This is a genomic window from Pseudomonas sp. LBUM1660, from assembly GCF_059695935.1.
In genome coordinates this window covers 255,975-271,756 of the sequence record NZ_CP166795.1, presented here as the reverse complement: position 1 = coordinate 271,756, position 15,782 = coordinate 255,975, and the positions used below count along the sequence as shown (strand labels likewise).

Below are 15,782 nucleotides of genomic sequence, written 5' to 3'. Positions count from 1 at the left end.
CGTACAGGCGTGCCTGCCCCATGGTGCGCAGACTGCGCCGGCAAGCCTAGGCATAATGCGCCGGTACCCACAGGCGCTAGATGCTCATGACTCCGACCCTCCCCCGCAGACCCCGCTGGCGCAGCCTCGCACTGCTTGCACTGTGCCTGGCGCCGTTGCTGTGGCCGCTGGAGCATCTGGCCGAGCGTTATTACCGCAGCGAACTGGCCGGGCAGAACCGTCAGACCCTCGACCTTTACGTCGCCAACCTGCTGGGCACGCTGCACCGTTATGAAGTGTTGCCGCAGATCCTCGGCGACCTGCCGGCCCTGCGCGCGGTGCTCGGGGCGCCGGACGACAGCGTCACCCAAGGCAATGCCAATCGCTTGCTGAAAAACATCAGCGCCCAGACCGGCGCCGAAGTCATGTATCTGATGGACACCACGGGCAAGACCCTCGCCGCGTCGAACTGGGATAAACACGACAGTTTCGTCGGCCGCAATTTTTCCTTCCGTCCGTATTTCAGCGAAGCGATGGCCGGGCGGCTCGGGCGCTTTTTCGGTTTAGGCACCACGTCAGCCAAGCGCGGCTATTTCTTCGCCGCCGCCGTGCGCAACGGCGAGAAAATCATCGGCGTGCTGGTGGTCAAGGTCGACCTGGACCACACCGAAAGCCTGTGGGGCAAAACCCCGGAACAACTGCTGCTGACTGACCATAACGGCGTGGTCATCCTCACGTCGCGGCCTGAGTGGCGATTCCGCTCGACCCGGCCCTTGAACGAAGAAGAAAGCAAAGCGATCACTGCGATCCAGCCGTACCCGACCCGCGATCCGAAACCGTTGAAACTCAACCCCAACGCCTGGCTGACCCAGACGCAGCAGATCGCCGAAACCGGCTGGAATGTCAGCATCCTCGCCCCACGCACCCTGATCGACCGCCCGGTGCGCACCGTCGTCGCCATTGGCGGCGCGACGTTACTGGTAGTGATGCTGCTGCTCGGCTTGATGATGCAGCGCCGCCGCCATTACCTCGACCGCATCGCCTTCGAAGCCAAGGCCCGGCGGGAACTGGAAGGCCGGGTCGCCGAACGGACCAGCGACCTCGAAGGCCTCAACCGTCGACTGAAACAGGAAGTGCTGGAGCGCGAACACGCCCAGCAGGAACTGGTGCACGCCCAGGACGACCTGGTGCAAGCGGGCAAGCTGTCGGCGCTGGGGACGATGTCCGCGAGCATCAGCCACGAATTGAATCAACCGCTCGCCGCCATTCGCAGCTATGCGGAAAACGCCGAAGTGCTGCTCGATCATCAGCGCACCGACGATGCCCGCGGCAACCTCAAACTGATCAGCGAACTGACCGGGCGCATGGCGTCGATCATCGCCCACCTGCGCGCCTTCGCCCGGCGCGATCGCCATGCCCCGGAAAGCGTCGCCCTGCAACCGGCGCTTGATGACGCCCTGGCGTTGCTGGCCAAGCGTCGGCGCAGCATGGAAGTCGAATTGATCCGCGATTTACCGGCGGCCACGCTGTGGGTCGAGGCAGGGGAAACCCGTCTGCGTCAGGTGCTCGGCAACCTGCTGGCCAACGCCCTCGACGCGCTGACCGAAAAAGGCCCGCCGCGTAAACTCTGGTTGAGTGCCCAATCCACTGCGGACGGCGTCATTCTGTACATTCGCGACAACGGCCCCGGCTTTTGCATGGAGGCCCTTGGCCGCGCCAGCGAGCCCTTCTACACCACCAAGACCCGCACTCAGGGGCTTGGGTTAGGGCTGGCAATTTGCGAAACCCTGATGCGCGCCTTCGGCGGTGAACTGTCGTTCGCCAACCACAAGGAAGGCGGCGCCCTGATTACCCTGAAGTTGCGCGCAGGCGCGCCGGGCGTGAGCCTGCAACCGTCCGAGGATCGAAGTGCATGACCATCGACAACCGCATCCAGGTCGTGCTGATCGACGACGATCCCCACTTGCGTCAGGCCTTGAGCCAGACGCTGGACCTGGCGGGCCTTAAAATCCTGCCACTGGCCGAAGCCAAAGGCCTGGCCGCGCAACTGGAGCGTGACTGGCCGGGCGTGGTGGTCAGCGACATCCGCATGCCGGGCATGGACGGCCTCGAACTGCTGACCGAACTGCATGCCCAGGACCCGGATCTGCCGGTGCTGCTGATCACCGGCCACGGCGATGTGCCGCTGGCCGTGCAAGCGATGCGCGCCGGCGCTTATGACTTCCTGGAAAAACCCTTCGCCAGCGACGCGCTGCTGGACAGCGTGCGCCGTGCCTTGGCTCTGCGCCGACTGGTGCTGGATAACCGCAGCCTGCGTCTGGCCCTGAGCGATCGCAATGAACTGAGCACCCGATTGGTGGGGCACTCGGCGCCGATGCTGCGCTTGCGCGAGCAAATTGGCGCGCTGGCGGCGACCAGGGCCGACGTGCTGATCCTCGGCGAAACCGGTGCTGGCAAAGAAGTCGTGGCCCGGGCACTGCACGATCTGTCGAGTCGACGTAACGGCCCGTTCGTGGCGATCAACGCCGGCGCACTGGCCGAATCGGTGGTGGAAAGCGAGCTGTTCGGTCACGAGCCAGGTGCGTTTACAGGCGCGCAAAAGCGTCGCATCGGCAAGTTCGAATTCGCCAACGGCGGCACGCTGTTCCTCGACGAAATTGAAAGCATGAGCCTGGATGTACAAGTGAAATTGCTGCGCATGCTGCAAGAGCGGGTGGTCGAGCGCTTGGGCGGCAATCAGTTGATCCCGCTGGACATCCGCATCATCGCCGCGACCAAGGAAGACCTGCGTCAATCCGCCGATCAGGGCCGCTTCCGGGCCGACTTGTATTACCGCCTGAACGTCGCACCGCTGCGTATACCGCCGTTGCGCGAACGCGGCGAAGACGCGCTGATGCTGTTCCAGCATTTCGCCGATGAAGCCAGCGCCCGCCATGGCTTGCCGCCCCATGAACTGCAACCGGGGCAACGCGCCCTGTTGTTGCGACACACCTGGCCGGGCAACGTGAGGGAACTGCAAAACGCTGCCGAACGTTTTGCCCTGGGCCTGGAACTGGCCCTGGACAATAACGCATCGGATGGCGCTGTCGGTATGAACGTCGAAGTGGTCAGCGGTGGCCTGAGCGAGCAAGTGGAAAACTTCGAGAAATCGTTGATTGCCGCCGAACTGACGCGCCCTCACAGCTCAGTGCGCAGCCTCGCCGAAGCCCTCGGCATTCCGCGCAAGACCTTGCACGACAAACTGCGCAAGCACGGCCTGAACTTCGCCGACGGTGGCGCCAGCAGCCACACCGACGAACTCGATTGAGCTACCGTCCCATCATCATCTTTAAAAAAGAGACCCGTGCATGAGCCGCGACAGTCGTCACCTGGAATCAGTCCTCCATCGCGATATTCCGTTGACCCGGGACATGGGCCTCAAAGTGCTCGACTGGCACGACCAGCAACTGCGCCTGCACTTGCCGCTGGACGCCAACGTCAATCACAAAAGCACCATGTTCGGCGGCAGCCTGTATTGCGGCGCGGTGCTGGCAGGCTGGGGCTGGCTGCATTTGCGATTGCATGAAGAAGGGGTTGAAGGCGGGCACATCGTGATTCACGAGGGGCACATCACCTATCCGCTGCCGGTGACCCTGGACGCGATTGCGATCTGCCAGGCGCCAGGTGCGGCGGTGTGGAAGAAGTTTTTGGCGACGTATCAGCGATACGGACGTGCGCGGTTGGCACTGCATTCGCGGATCGTCAATGCCGATAGCAATGACGATGCGGTGAGGTTTACCGGGCAGTACGTCCTGCACCGGTAAAGACACAAAACCTGTGGCGAGGGAGCTTGCTCCCGCCGGCCGGTCCGCGCTCGGGCGCAGCCGTCTCAAATCAGGCAGCCGGGTTTAACTGATGCTGCGCGGTGTCTGGGTTTTGGGGCCGCTTCGCAGCCCAGCGGGAGCAAGCTCCCTCGCCACAGGTTTGGGTGAACTCAGGATCGGGCCAGTTCCAGTAACTTCTCCCGCCACGCAGCCTTCGCCGGCAGCGCCAAAAAGAACTCATTCAACAACGATTCCCGCGCCGGATAACAAAACGGCTTCCCGCTCAAATCCAGCACCTCACCGCCCGCCCCTTCCAGCACGCCTTGAGCCGCCGCCGTGTCCCACTGCGAAGTCGGCGCCAGGCGCGGATAACAATCCGCCGCCCCTTCCGCCAGCAAACAGAACTTCAACGAACTGCCGATATTCGCCAGTTGCAGCTCACCCAGACTGGCACTCAACCCGGCCAGCAAGCGCTCTTGCTCGGGGCTTGAATGCCGGCGGCTGGCGACCACGGTAAACGCCTCACCCGGCGCCGGCACCTCGCGAACCTGAATCGGCAGCACGTCGGCACCTTTGTCGCCACGCCACGCGCCCAGACCGGCACCGCCGACATAAAACCGCCCGTTGGTCGGCATCGAGACCACGCCAAACACGACCCGGCCCTGCTCGATCAGCGCAATGTTGACGGTGAACTCTTCGCTGCCGGAGATGAACTCCTTGGTCCCGTCCAACGGGTCCACCAGCCACCAGCGCTGCCAGCCGGCGCGCACGCTCTGGGGGATATTGGCGTCTTCTTCGGACAGCACCGGAATGCTCGGGTCCAGCGCCGTCAGTCCGTCCAGAATCAAATGGTGGGCGGCCAAGTCCGCAGCCGTCACGGGTGAATCATCAGACTTTGCAGTAACCGCCACGCCCGAGCGCCAGAACGGCAGAATCGCTTCGCCAGCCTTCAATGCCAGCTCAACCACCGGCGCCATCAATGGATGCGGAAAATTCATGGCACAAACACCCCACGCTGAGTCAGCAGATCACGGGCCAGGTACAGCGCCGCCAAGGCACGGCCCTCCGTGAATCGCGGGTTCTGCGCCAGGGCCGACAGCTCGCGCAGGTTGATCTTGTCCACGCCCATCGGCTCGGGTTCGTCGCCCTCCAGGCGTTCTTCGTACAGATCAGTGGCCAGCACCACCTGGATCTTCTGGCTCATGTAACCGGGGGACAACGACAACTCGGTCAGGTGCTCCAGCTGCCGCGCACCATACCCGGCCTCTTCCTTGAGCTCGCGCTCGGCCGCCGCCAGCACGTCCTCGCCCGGCTCGATCAATCCCTTGGGCAACGACAGCTCATAGGCATCGGTGCCGCCGCAATACTCTTCGACCAGCACGGCATGATCCGCATCGAGCATCGCCACAATCATCACCGCTCCATACCCGGCCCCTTTGCCGACCAAACGCTCGTAGGTGCGCTCCACGCCATTGGAAAAGCGCAGCTTCAGCTCCTCGACGCAAAACAAACGACTGGTGGCGACGATCTCGCGGGCGAGTACGGTGGGTTTCTGGCGCATAAGCGGCTCCTGGGCGATAGCGGGTTACTATACCCGGCCTATCCTGATTGTTGACCTCGGATATCTTTTTTACCGCTGGAGAAGTTTTTTATGTCCCTGCTGCCCTGGCGCGACATCGATACCGTTCTGCTGGATATGGACGGCACGCTGCTGGACCTGCACTACGACAACCATTTCTGGATGGAGCACCTGCCTCAGCGTTATGCCGAGTTGCACGGGGTCAGCCGGGCCATGGCCGAGATGGAATTGCAGCCGCTGTTCGAACGCAACGCCGGTCAGTTGCAGTGGTATTGCCTGGATTTCTGGAGCGCCGAGCTGAAGCTGTCGGTGCGTGAACTGAAACTGGAAACCGCTCACCTGATCGCACTGCGCCCGGACGCGGACACGTTTCTGGCGGCGATCAAACAGGCGGGGAAACGCGTGGTGATGATTACCAATGCTCACCGTGATTCGCTGTCATTGAAACTGGAACGGATTGAACTGGCACCGTATTTCGAGCGGTTGATCAGCTCGCATGACTACGGTTTTCCCAAGGAAAATCCGCAGTTCTGGGATGCCTTGCAGGCCGACATCGGGTTCGACCCGGCGCGTAGCCTGTTTATCGACGACACGTTGCCGATCCTGCGCAGTGCGCGCAGTTTTGGGGTGGCGCATTTGTTGGCGGTGAGTGAGCCCGACAGTCGCAAAGGGCCGAAGGACACGGCGGAGTTTGCGGCGGTGGGGGATTATCGGGAGTTGATTGCAGGGCTTTGAGACCGAGGCGCCTGGTTCGCGGGCAAGCCTCGCTCCTACAAGTCCGTGCCGTTCGCGAAGTCTGCGTACGACCTAAAACTGTAGGAGCGAGGCTTGCCCGCGAAAGCGATCTCAAGATTATTCAGGAATCCGCAATGACTGCCCCGGATAGATCTTGTTCACGTCCTTGAGCATCGGTTTGTTTGCATCGAAGATTTTTTGATACTTGTTGGCGTCGCCGTACACGCGCAGGGAAATCGCGCTGAGGGTGTCGCCCTTCTCAACCACAACGAACTTCGCCTCCACCAGCGTCGCCCCACCGGCGACGGTAATCTGATCATCAACACTACCAACGCCAGCGATATTGCCCACAGCCAGCAGAATTTTTTCCTTCTCCTCCTGGGTTGCCACTTCACCGGTGACGGTGACTTTGTCGCCATCTACCGTGGCCTGCACGTTCGGATTACCCAGGCCGACCTTGCTGATGTGTTCCTTCAACTGCTCACTGGCATTGGCATTGCCGGGTGTCAGCAGATCCAGCAGTTTTTCGCCCGCTTCTTTCACAAAGCTCAAAAGACTCATGATGCACTCTCCTTGGGTTTTAGGTTCCAGACGCAAAAGCCTAGACCAAGCTTCAAACCCCTGGCTCCAACCCGACCAATGACGTTGATCCGGCGCAAGCGCTAGAATCCCCCCTTCACCGCGCCCTGGAGCGAAGATGGACATCAAGCAGCTGAAATTCCTCATCGCCCTCGACGAAACACGCCACTTCGGCCATGCCGCCGCGCGCTGTCATATCACCCAGCCGACCCTGTCCATGCGCCTGCGCAGCCTCGAAGAAGAACTCGACCTGCCGCTGGTCAATCGCGGCCAGCGCTTCGAAGGCTTCACCGCGCCGGGCGAACGCGTGCTGGCGTGGGCGCGCACGGTGATGGCCGCCTACGACGGCTTGCAGGCTGAGGCCGCCGCCTGTCGCGGCAATCTGGTCGGTACGCTGCGGTTGGGCGTGGTGCCGCTGTCGAGTTTCGATCCGCTGCCGTTGATGCAACGCCTGCATGCCGAGCACCCGAACTTGCGCTTTGAACTCTCGGCCCTGAGCTCCGAACAAATCCTCGAGCAACTGGCGAACAACCGCCTGGACCTCGGCGTCTCGTTCCTGGAGCGCCTGGACAACGAGCGTTTCGATTCCCTGGCCTTCAGCGAGACCCACATGGGCCTGCTCTACGATCAGCGCTTCTTCAGCTTCGGCGAGGCGCCGTTGAGTTGGGAGTCATTGATCGAACTGCCCCTGGGCATGCTCACCAGCGGCATGCATTTTCGCCAGTCGATCGATCACAATTTCCACAGCCGCGGCCTGACGCCCCAGCCGCTTCTGCAGACCGACGCCGTCCATCAATTGTTACAAGCGGTGCACGGCGGCCTTTGCTGCGCGGTGATGCCGTTGGATGGCGGTTTGGAAAATCTCACCGATCACTTGCGCCTGCAACCCATCGAAAACGCCCAGACCCTTGCCCGGCTGGGGCTGATCATGCGCCGTAGTGCCCCTCGTTCGGCGCTGGCTGAAGCCTGTTTTGCGATCTATCAGAAATCGCTGACAGCTTCTTGATCGACGTCATCTATCGGTAGATCGGTATAAGCGATTAGACGCGACAAGTTGACGCGCCTAGGCTTAAAGCTGACTAAACCGTCGGTGATGCCCATGAAAGCCAAGCGCCCTGCCTGCGCGGCGCCAGCCTTTGAAGCGCCCGCACCCGCCGCCAGCCAGACTTACAGTTACAGCGACCTTCAGCAAACCGAATCGACCAGCACCGCGCTGGCCGAGGAAGTCGCGTTGGCGATCGCTTATAACGGCATCAGCCAGGCGGTGATGTTGGTAACGCCGACGGACCTTGAAGACTTCATCGTCGGTTTCAGCCTCGGCAGCGGCATCATCGAAGACGCGTCCGACATCTATGACCTGCAACTCAGCGGCTCGGGCTCGGCGCAGTACGCGCAAGTGACCATCGCCAACCGCGCGTTCTGGAACCTCAAGCAACAGCGTCGGCAAATGGCCGGCACCAGCGGCTGCGGGCTCTGCGGCGTAGAGGCTGTTGAACAGGCATTGCCGGACCTCAAAGTGTTGCCCGGAGCGCCCTTGCCACCTGCCGAATGGCTTGATGGTTTGCGCCAGCGCATCGGTGCATTCCAGCCGCTTGGCCAGTATTCCGGCGCGGTGCATGCGGCGGTGTTCATGAACGGTCAGGGCGAGTTGCTGCTGGGCCGCGAAGACATCGGCCGACACAACGCCCTCGACAAACTGATTGGCGGGCTCATCCGCCAGAAGATCCCCACTGAAGGCGGCCTGGCGATTGTCACCAGCCGATGCAGCCTCGAATTGATTCAGAAAGTATTGCGCGCCGGCATCCAGACCCTGGTTAGCCTGTCGTCGCCCACGGGCCTTGCCGTGCAATGGGCCCGTCGCCACAACCTCAACCTCATCCATCTGCCCCAGAAGAATGCGCCGCGGGTCTACAGCCCGGCATTGGAGAATCAAGCGTGAGTCAACACCGTCAAGCCGACCAGAAACCCGTCCCCCGCTACAAGCCCTACAAGGGCCCGGCCGGTGGCTGGGGCGCACTGGCCAGCGTTGCCCGGGCCTGGTTGACCAGTGACAACGCGCTGAAGAACCTGCGCATGATGCTCAAAACCAACAAGAACGGCGGGTTCGACTGCCCCGGTTGCGCCTGGGGCGATTCCAACGAAGCCGGCATGGTGGCGTTCTGCGAGAACGGCGCCAAAGCGGTGAACTGGGAAGCGACCAAACGGCGTGTCGACGGCGCTTTCTTTGCTAAACACAGCGTCAGTTCGTTGCTGGAACAAAGTGACTATTGGCTGGAATATCAGGGCCGTCTGACCGAGCCATTAAGCTATGACGCCGAAACCGATCGCTACCAGCCGATCAACTGGGAAGCGGCGTTCGCCTTGATCGCCAAACATTTGCAAGGCCTGTCGAGCCCTAATCAGGCCGAGTTCTACACCTCGGGCCGCGCCAGCAACGAAGCGGCCTACCTCTATCAATTGTTCGTGCGCACCTACGGCACCAACAACTTCCCCGACTGTTCGAACATGTGCCACGAGGCCAGCGGTGTGGCACTGGCGCAAAGCGTCGGCGTCGGCAAAGGCACCGTGACCTTCGACGACTTCGAACACGCCGATGCGATTTTTGTCTGGGGCCAAAACCCGGGCACCAACCATCCGCGGATGCTCGAACCTTTGCGCGAAGCCGTCAAACGCGGCGCGCAAGTGGTGTGCGTCAACCCACTGAAAGAGCGCGGCCTGGAACGCTTCCAGCACCCGCAGCACCCGATCGAAATGCTCACCAACGGCGACAAGCCGACCAACACCGCCTACTTCCGCCCCGCGCTCGGCGGCGACATGGCGTTGTTGCGCGGCATGGCGAAATTCCTGCTGCATTGGGAGCGCGAAGCGCAGCAGACCGGCAACCCTTCCGTGTTCGATCACGACTTCCTCAATGAACACAGCGCCAACGTGTTGGAATACCTGGGCGCCATTGATGACACGCCGTGGGCGCAGATCGTCGAGCAGTCCGGCCTGACCCTGGTGGAAATCGAGCAAGCGGCGCGCATGTACGCCAAAGGCAAGAACGTCATCATGTGCTGGGCCATGGGCATCACTCAGCACCGCCACTCGGTGGCAACCATCCAGGAAATCGCCAACCTTATGCTGCTGCGCGGCAACATCGGCCGGCCGGGCGCCGGCCTGTGCCCGGTGCGCGGCCACAGTAACGTGCAGGGTGACCGGACGATGGGCATCAACGAACGTCCGCCGGTGGCGTTCCTCGATGCCCTGGAGCGGCGCTTCCAGTTCAAGGTGCCGCGTGAAAACGGCCATAACGTGGTCGAGGCGATTCATGCCATGGCCGAAAGTCGCGCCAAAGTCTTTATCGGTCTGGGTGGCAACTTCGCCCAGGCGACCCCGGACAGCCCGCGCACCTTCCAGGCCCTGAGCAATTGCGACCTGACCGTGCAGATCAGCACCAAGCTCAACCGCAGCCATTTGGCCCACGGTAAAGAGGCGCTGATCCTGCCGTGCCTGGGCCGGACCGACATCGACATACAGGCCGAAGGCGCGCAAGCGGTGACCGTCGAAGATTCGTTCAGCATGGTCCACGCCTCCAACGGCCAGTTGCAGCCGCTATCGAACCAGATGCGTTCCGAGCCGTCGATCATCGCCGGTATCGCAGCCGCCACACTGGGCAGCAAACCGGTGGACTGGAACTGGCTGGTGGCCGATTACAGTCGCATCCGTGACTTGATTGCCGACACCATTCCGGGCTTCCGAGACTTCAACGAGAAGGTCAAGAGTCCGGGCGGTTTCTACCTCGGCAACAGCGCCGGTGCACGCAAGTGGAACACCCCGTCAGGGCGCGCCAATTTCCGGCCGAACGTCCTGCCCAAAGACCTGGTGCACGAACGCACGCGCGCCACTGGCGTGTTGCCGGACCTGATCATGCAGTCGATGCGTTCTCACGATCAGTACAACACCACGATTTATGGGCTGGATGACCGTTATCGTGGCGTGAAAGGTCAGCGGGATGTGTTGTTTGTAAACGAGGCGGACATCATTCGCCTGGGGTTCAAACCAGGGCAGAAGGCTGACATCGTTTCGATCTGGGATGACGGGCGTGAGCGTCGGGTGAAGGGCTTTACGCTGCTCGCGTTTGATATTCCTGCGGGGCAGGCGGCGGCGTATTACCCGGAAGTGAATCCGCTGGTGCCGCTGGAAAGCACCGGGGATCGCAGCCATACGCCGACGTCGAAGTTTGTGGCGATCCGGCTGGAAATGGCGAGTGAGACCGGGTTGATTTTGGCCAAGTCGGCTTAACGGGACAGCAGGTCTGGCCTCTTCGCGGGCAAGCCTCGCTCCTACAGGATCTGTGTCTTACGCATTTTTTTGTACATGACGCGGATCCTGTAGGAGCGAGGCTTGCCCGCTAAGGCGTCCGACATGGCAACTCATGATCGGGACTTTCGGCCACTTTCCAATCGCCCACAAAAAAGGCCGTTTTTTCACAAAAACGGCCTATCCGAAGTAGCTAAAGACCGGCGAAAAATACTTAAGTTCCGCCCAAAAAACAGCAACTTATAGATATGTGTTGAAGTCGTGTTACTCGTCGGATTTCGATTGTCACGACCATGACACAGCCTCAGGATCGCGCCGTCATCCCCTTGAGGTTCCTCTAATGAAGTTCTCCTCGATACTCTTGTTGTCCCTTGGCCTGGTCAGTGGCTTCGCTTCTGCCGGAGGCACCACCGAAGCAGGTGTGGGCGGCGCATTGGGCGGGGTTCTTGGCTCGGTCGTCGGTCAGTCGCTGGGCGGCAATACAGGTTCGACCATTGGCGCGGCCCTGGGCGGCGCGGGTGGTAGCGCAGTCGGCGCAGACAAACGCAGCCGTGGCGAAGCCGCCATTGGCGGTGCGTTGGGCGCAGCAGGCGGCAACGTGGTCGGCCGCAGCATGGGCGGCACCACCGGCAGCCTGATCGGCTCCGCAGCAGGTGGCGGCGCCGGTGGCGCGCTGGGTAACTACATGGGCAACAAGAGCGATGAAGACGATGATCGTCGCTCCTATCGCGGCGGCCGTGATGATCGTCGCTACTACCGTGACGGCCACCCGGGCCGAGGTCATGCCTATGGTCATCGCAAACATAAAAAGCACTATCGTCATCATTGAGGCCTGAACGGCATCGCTGACAGATAAATAAAAAATCGCAGCTCAAGGGCTGCGATTTTTTTTGTCCATCAAGCCACCAGTCGCTCCAATGCGCCGCGCAACCCGGCAGGAATCGTCACCGGCTGATTCGACGCCCGATCCACAAACACATGCACGAAGCGCCCCGCCGCGCAGGCCTCGTCCTCCCCGGCCTTGAACACCGCCAGTTCGTACTGCACCGAGCTGTTGCCCAACTTGCCCACCCGCAGACCGATCTCGATCCGGTCCGGAAAGGCGATGGAGGCGAAGTAATCGCAAGACGAACTCACCACAAAACCCACCACCTCGCCGTCATGGATATCCAGGCCACCGACTTCGATCAGGTAGGCGTTCACTGCCGTGTCGAAAAAGCTGTAGTAAGTGACGTTGTTGACGTGACCGTAGGCGTCGTTGTCGTGCCAGCGGGTGGTGATGGGCTGGAAGTGCGGGTAGTCGGTGCGTTGGTTCATGCGCAGCTCTCGTCTTGAAGTGGATGAAGTCTACCGATCCGCAAACCCTTTACCCACCGCCTCCAACTCGCCAATCAACCGCGCCGGCTTCCAGTGATCACCCTGGCGGGTCTCCAGCGCCATCAAACGCTGATGAATATCCGCCAGCCCTTGCTGATCCGCCCACGCCATTGGCCCGCCCTTGTCCGCCGGGAAACCGTACCCGTTGAGGTACACCAGATCGATGTCGTGCGCCGACCCAGAAATACCTTCCTGAAGGATCTTCGCACCTTCATTGACCAGCGCCAGCAGACAGCGCTCGAGAATCTCCTCAGGGCTTATCTCCCGACGCTGGAAGCCAAGCCCTTCGCTAACATTTAGCACCAGCGCATCGACTTCAGGATCGTGTTCAGCCTGTCGACTGCCCGGTTCATAGTGGTAATAGCCATTGCCGCTCTTCTGACCAAAACGCCCCAATTCGCACAGACGGTTATCCACTTGAACCTCCGGCGCGTCCTGCCCTTCACCAGCCAATTCCCGAGCCCGCCATCCCAGGTCGACGCCAACAACGTCGTACATGCGGAACGGCCCCATAGCGAAGCCAAAAATTTGCAGCGCGGCATCCACCTGGTAGGGATAAGCGCCCTCGAGCAGCATCTTGCGCGCTTCAAGCACGTAGGTATTGAGCATGCGGTTGCCGATGAAACCATTGCAGTTGCCTGCCACCACGCTGACCTTGCCCATGCGCTTGCCCAGCTCCAGCGCCGCATCAAGCACCGCCGGCGAGGTTTGCGCACCGCGAACGATTTCCAGCAATTTCATGATGTGCGCCGGGCTGAAGAAGTGCAGCCCCAGGACCTGAGCCGGACGGCGAGTCGCCGCGGCGATGGCGTCGATATCCAGCGCCGACGTGTTGCTGGCTAGAATGGCTTCGGGTTTGAGCAGACCGTCCAGTTCGCGGAAAATCTTTTGCTTGAGCTCAAGGTTTTCGTAAACCGCTTCGATCACCAGATCAACCTCGCGGATCGACGCATAGTCGGCCGCCACCGTGACCCGTGCAATGCGCGCCTCCGCCTCGGCCTGATCGATGCGGCCCTGGCGCACATTGTGTGCATAGGTGTCTGCCACGGTGACCAGCGCCTGTTCCAGCATCTGCGGATTGTTATCGACCCACTGCACCGGAACGCCGGCGTTGGCCAGGCACATGACAATGCCACGGCCCATGGTGCCCGCACCGATCACGGCGGCGCGCTGAATGTTGAACGGTGTCTGGCTCATGGTTGCTCTCTTGTTGGCGATCCAAAGACAGTCCTCACCATAGTCAGCCGCCGGGTATTTTTGAAATTTATTCCTGTGATGAGCAACATTCAGCGGATGGATCTACCCGCGAATACACCAAAGATCCCTGTGGGAGCGGGCTTGCTCGCGAAAGCGGTGTGACAGTCAGTGATGATGTCGACTGACACACCGCTTTCGCGAGCAAGTCGAATCGTCGCACCGCCGCTCCCACATTGGTCCGCGTTTTAACTCGGCAGATGCGCTTCAGCCCACTCCCGCACCTCGGCATACGGATAATTTTCCAGCGCCGCAAATCCCGATATCGAACGCGCCTTGAGCTTGGTAAACAGCGGCACGCTGATCCCGCACAAAAACCGCGTTACGCGTTCGGCCGACGGTACATTGCCGGTGTGCTGTTCATGCCTGTGGATAAAATCACCGCACAGCGCTTCGAAGTGTTTATCCACAAGTGCCGGCAATTCTGGCGGCGATGGCAGCCGCGCCACTTGTCCATGACACACCGAACAATGCCCGCACTGACGAGGCGCGTTTTCATCGCCGAAGTACTCGGCCAGGCGATAGCCCAGGCAATGGTCGGTGGCGAACAGATCCAGCATCGCGTGAATCCGAGCAATCTCGGTACGTTCATGCTGGGTGAAATAGGCGTGCAGTTCGGCGCTCAGTGCCTGACTGTCGACATTCGCTTGCAGCAGGCTGTAGACCTCGGTCATCTGCTTGCTTTCCAGCTCGACCCAGCCCTTCTCCTGGAAATAATCCAGCGCCTTGACCACCCGGTTGCGCTCGGCTTGATGCTGTTCATAGAGCGCGTCGAAATTCACCGTGGCCCAGGTTCGGGCGCGGCTGGAGGTCTGGATGATGGCAGCGACAAAATCTTTGCGCTCGCCCTCGAAGCGGGCCAGCAAAGCTTCCGGTTCTTGCAAATACTTGAAGCGGTATTCGGCGTAATAGGCGTAACGCGGGGCAATCAAACCACGCAGTTCGAGCTGCACCAGTAAAGTCTTGAGCGGCAACTGACGAATGTTGCTCTGGTCCGACAAGGGCCCCAACAAAAACTCCCACTGCCCCTCAGGCGCAGCAGCTTGCATCTCATCGAGCACACAGCGAATGCCGTCCAGTTCTGGCGTGTCGCCGTAGACGAAGTTTTCCAGCACGTTGAGGCTGTCGCGGTTCGCCAATACCAGGCAGTCGGATGGGTGCCCGTCACGCCCGGCGCGGCCGATTTCCTGGCTGTAGTTTTCGATGGATTTGGGCAGGTCGAAATGCACCACGTTGCGGATGTCGCTCTTGTCGATGCCCATGCCGAAGGCGATGGTGGCGACAATGCAATTCGACTGCCCGCTCATGAAACTCTTTTGAATGGCTTCGCGTTTTTCGTGAGGTAAACCGGCGTGATAGGCCTCGGCCTGGATGCCGTTGCGGCCCAGGTGTTCGGCGATGTGCTCGGCGGTTTTTTGCAGGGTGACGTAGACGATGCTCGGCTGGCCAGGACGTTCGCTCATCCATTCGACGAGTCGTCGGCGTTTGTCCTGACCGCGTACCGGCTCGACCAGCAGATTCAGGTTTGGCCTGTAAAAACCGGTGGTCACCACGTCTTCGGGAGCGATGGCGAACTTCGCCTCCATGTCCGCGATCACTTTGGGCGTCGCAGTGGCGGTCAGCAGCAGCGCCTGCGGAATGTTGAACTGACGCTGGTAGTCGGGAAGCTTGAGGTAGTCGGGGCGGAAATTGTGGCCCCACTCCGAGATGCAGTGAGCCTCGTCCACCACCAACAACGAGATCGGCACCTGCTGCAGAAAATTGCGGAAGCGCTCGTTCTTCAGGCGCTCCACAGAGATCATCAAAATCTTCAGTTCGCCGGACTTGGCCCGGGCCATCACGTCGCTTGCGTCGTCACGACTCTGGGCCGAATCGATGCTGCCCGCTGCAATGCCATGGCGTTGAAGGAACGCCAACTGATCCTGCATCAATGCCAGCAGTGGCGAGACCACCAGCGTCAGGTGCGGCAATAACAGGGCCGGCAATTGATAACAAAGGGACTTGCCCGAGCCTGTGGGAAAAATTGCCGCCGCCGAGCGCCCGGCCAACACCGCGCTGACCGCCGCCTCCTGGCCAGGCCGAAACTGTGGATAACCGAAAACCTGTTCCAGGGTGTTGTGCATAAGCTGTCACTCCGTTGACCGCTGCGAAGCCCAAAGCCTAGCCGGCAAACG

The 15,782-nt window shown here is 61.1% G+C and carries 14 protein-coding genes; 8 read left to right on the top strand and 6 right to left on the bottom strand.

All coding sequences use genetic code 11. The features are described from left to right. Nucleotides 1-86 precede the first annotated feature (86 nt). From ACA068_RS01270 to ACA068_RS01260, 3 genes are read left to right on the top strand one after another with little or no spacing between them, the layout of a single operon-like run. Nucleotides 87-1,895 carry a sensor histidine kinase gene (locus tag ACA068_RS01270; RefSeq protein WP_497306993.1) on the top strand — a complete coding sequence of 603 codons (1,809 nt, stop codon included), beginning with the start codon at nt 87-89 and terminating at the stop codon, nt 1,893-1,895. Then, nucleotides 1,892-3,286, top strand: coding sequence for a sigma-54-dependent transcriptional regulator (locus ACA068_RS01265; RefSeq protein WP_497306991.1), 1,395 nt, complete (start codon nt 1,892-1,894; stop codon nt 3,284-3,286). The genes ACA068_RS01270 and ACA068_RS01265 overlap by 4 nt, the downstream gene beginning before the upstream one ends. Nucleotides 3,287-3,326: 40 nt before the next feature. Beyond that, nucleotides 3,327-3,782, top strand: coding sequence for a YiiD C-terminal domain-containing protein (locus ACA068_RS01260; protein ID WP_497306990.1), 456 nt, complete (start codon nt 3,327-3,329; stop codon nt 3,780-3,782). A gap of 170 nt (nt 3,783-3,952) precedes the next feature. On the opposite strand, the gene cysQ is transcribed toward ACA068_RS01260, so the two are convergent. Both cysQ and nudE read right to left on the bottom strand, forming a co-directional pair. Then, nucleotides 3,953-4,780, bottom strand: a complete 828-nt coding sequence (gene cysQ / locus ACA068_RS01255) for a 3'(2'),5'-bisphosphate nucleotidase CysQ (RefSeq protein WP_497306988.1) — start codon at nt 4,778-4,780, stop codon at nt 3,953-3,955. Continuing rightward, entirely contained in the window at nt 4,777-5,343 is a 567-nt protein-coding gene (gene nudE / locus ACA068_RS01250) for an ADP compounds hydrolase NudE (RefSeq protein WP_497306987.1), read from the bottom strand. The genes cysQ and nudE overlap by 4 nt, the downstream gene beginning before the upstream one ends. 90 nt (nt 5,344-5,433) lie before the next feature. Here nudE and yrfG point away from each other — a divergent pair, with 90 nt between their 5' ends. Then, nucleotides 5,434-6,096: a GMP/IMP nucleotidase gene (gene yrfG / locus ACA068_RS01245; RefSeq protein ID WP_497306985.1), complete on the top strand. Its 663-nt coding sequence runs from the start codon at nt 5,434-5,436 to the stop codon at nt 6,094-6,096. Nucleotides 6,097-6,213: 117 nt separating this feature from the next. Here yrfG and lysM read toward each other — a convergent pair whose 3' ends face one another. Beyond that, a complete protein-coding gene (lysM, locus tag ACA068_RS01240; protein ID WP_497296969.1) occupies nt 6,214-6,657 on the bottom strand; it encodes a peptidoglycan-binding protein LysM in 444 nt (147 codons plus the stop codon). 136 nt (nt 6,658-6,793) lie between these two features. Between lysM and ACA068_RS01235 the strand changes: the two genes are divergently transcribed. The 4 genes from ACA068_RS01235 (at nt 6,794) to ACA068_RS01220 (ending at nt 11,806) form a co-directional block, all read left to right on the top strand. Continuing rightward, entirely contained in the window at nt 6,794-7,681 is an 888-nt protein-coding gene (locus tag ACA068_RS01235; RefSeq protein WP_497306983.1) for a LysR family transcriptional regulator, read from the top strand. Between the two features lie 93 nt (nt 7,682-7,774). Further along, complete coding sequence (gene fdhD / locus ACA068_RS01230) at nt 7,775-8,614, top strand: formate dehydrogenase accessory sulfurtransferase FdhD (RefSeq protein ID WP_497306981.1); 840 nt, start codon at nt 7,775-7,777, stop codon at nt 8,612-8,614. Further along, complete coding sequence (locus ACA068_RS01225; RefSeq protein WP_497306979.1) at nt 8,611-10,959, top strand: FdhF/YdeP family oxidoreductase; 2,349 nt, start codon at nt 8,611-8,613, stop codon at nt 10,957-10,959. Before fdhD ends, ACA068_RS01225 begins: the two co-directional genes overlap by 4 nt. 358 nt (nt 10,960-11,317) lie before the next feature. Next, nucleotides 11,318-11,806 (top strand): glycine zipper domain-containing protein, encoded by a 489-nt coding sequence (locus ACA068_RS01220; protein ID WP_145309130.1) that lies wholly within the window; start codon nt 11,318-11,320, stop codon nt 11,804-11,806. 68 nt (nt 11,807-11,874) lie between these two features. Here the strand turns inward: ACA068_RS01220 and ACA068_RS01215 are convergent, their stop codons facing one another. From ACA068_RS01215 to ACA068_RS01205, 3 genes are all read right to left on the bottom strand, one after another. After that, complete coding sequence (locus ACA068_RS01215) at nt 11,875-12,294, bottom strand: acyl-CoA thioesterase (RefSeq protein ID WP_497306977.1); 420 nt, start codon at nt 12,292-12,294, stop codon at nt 11,875-11,877. Between the two features lie 30 nt (nt 12,295-12,324). Then, nucleotides 12,325-13,551, bottom strand: a complete 1,227-nt coding sequence (locus ACA068_RS01210) for a 3-hydroxyacyl-CoA dehydrogenase (RefSeq protein WP_497306975.1) — start codon at nt 13,549-13,551, stop codon at nt 12,325-12,327. Between the two features lie 245 nt (nt 13,552-13,796). Then, complete coding sequence (locus tag ACA068_RS01205; RefSeq protein WP_497306973.1) at nt 13,797-15,731, bottom strand: RecQ family ATP-dependent DNA helicase; 1,935 nt, start codon at nt 15,729-15,731, stop codon at nt 13,797-13,799. Nucleotides 15,732-15,782: the final 51 nt, after the last annotated feature.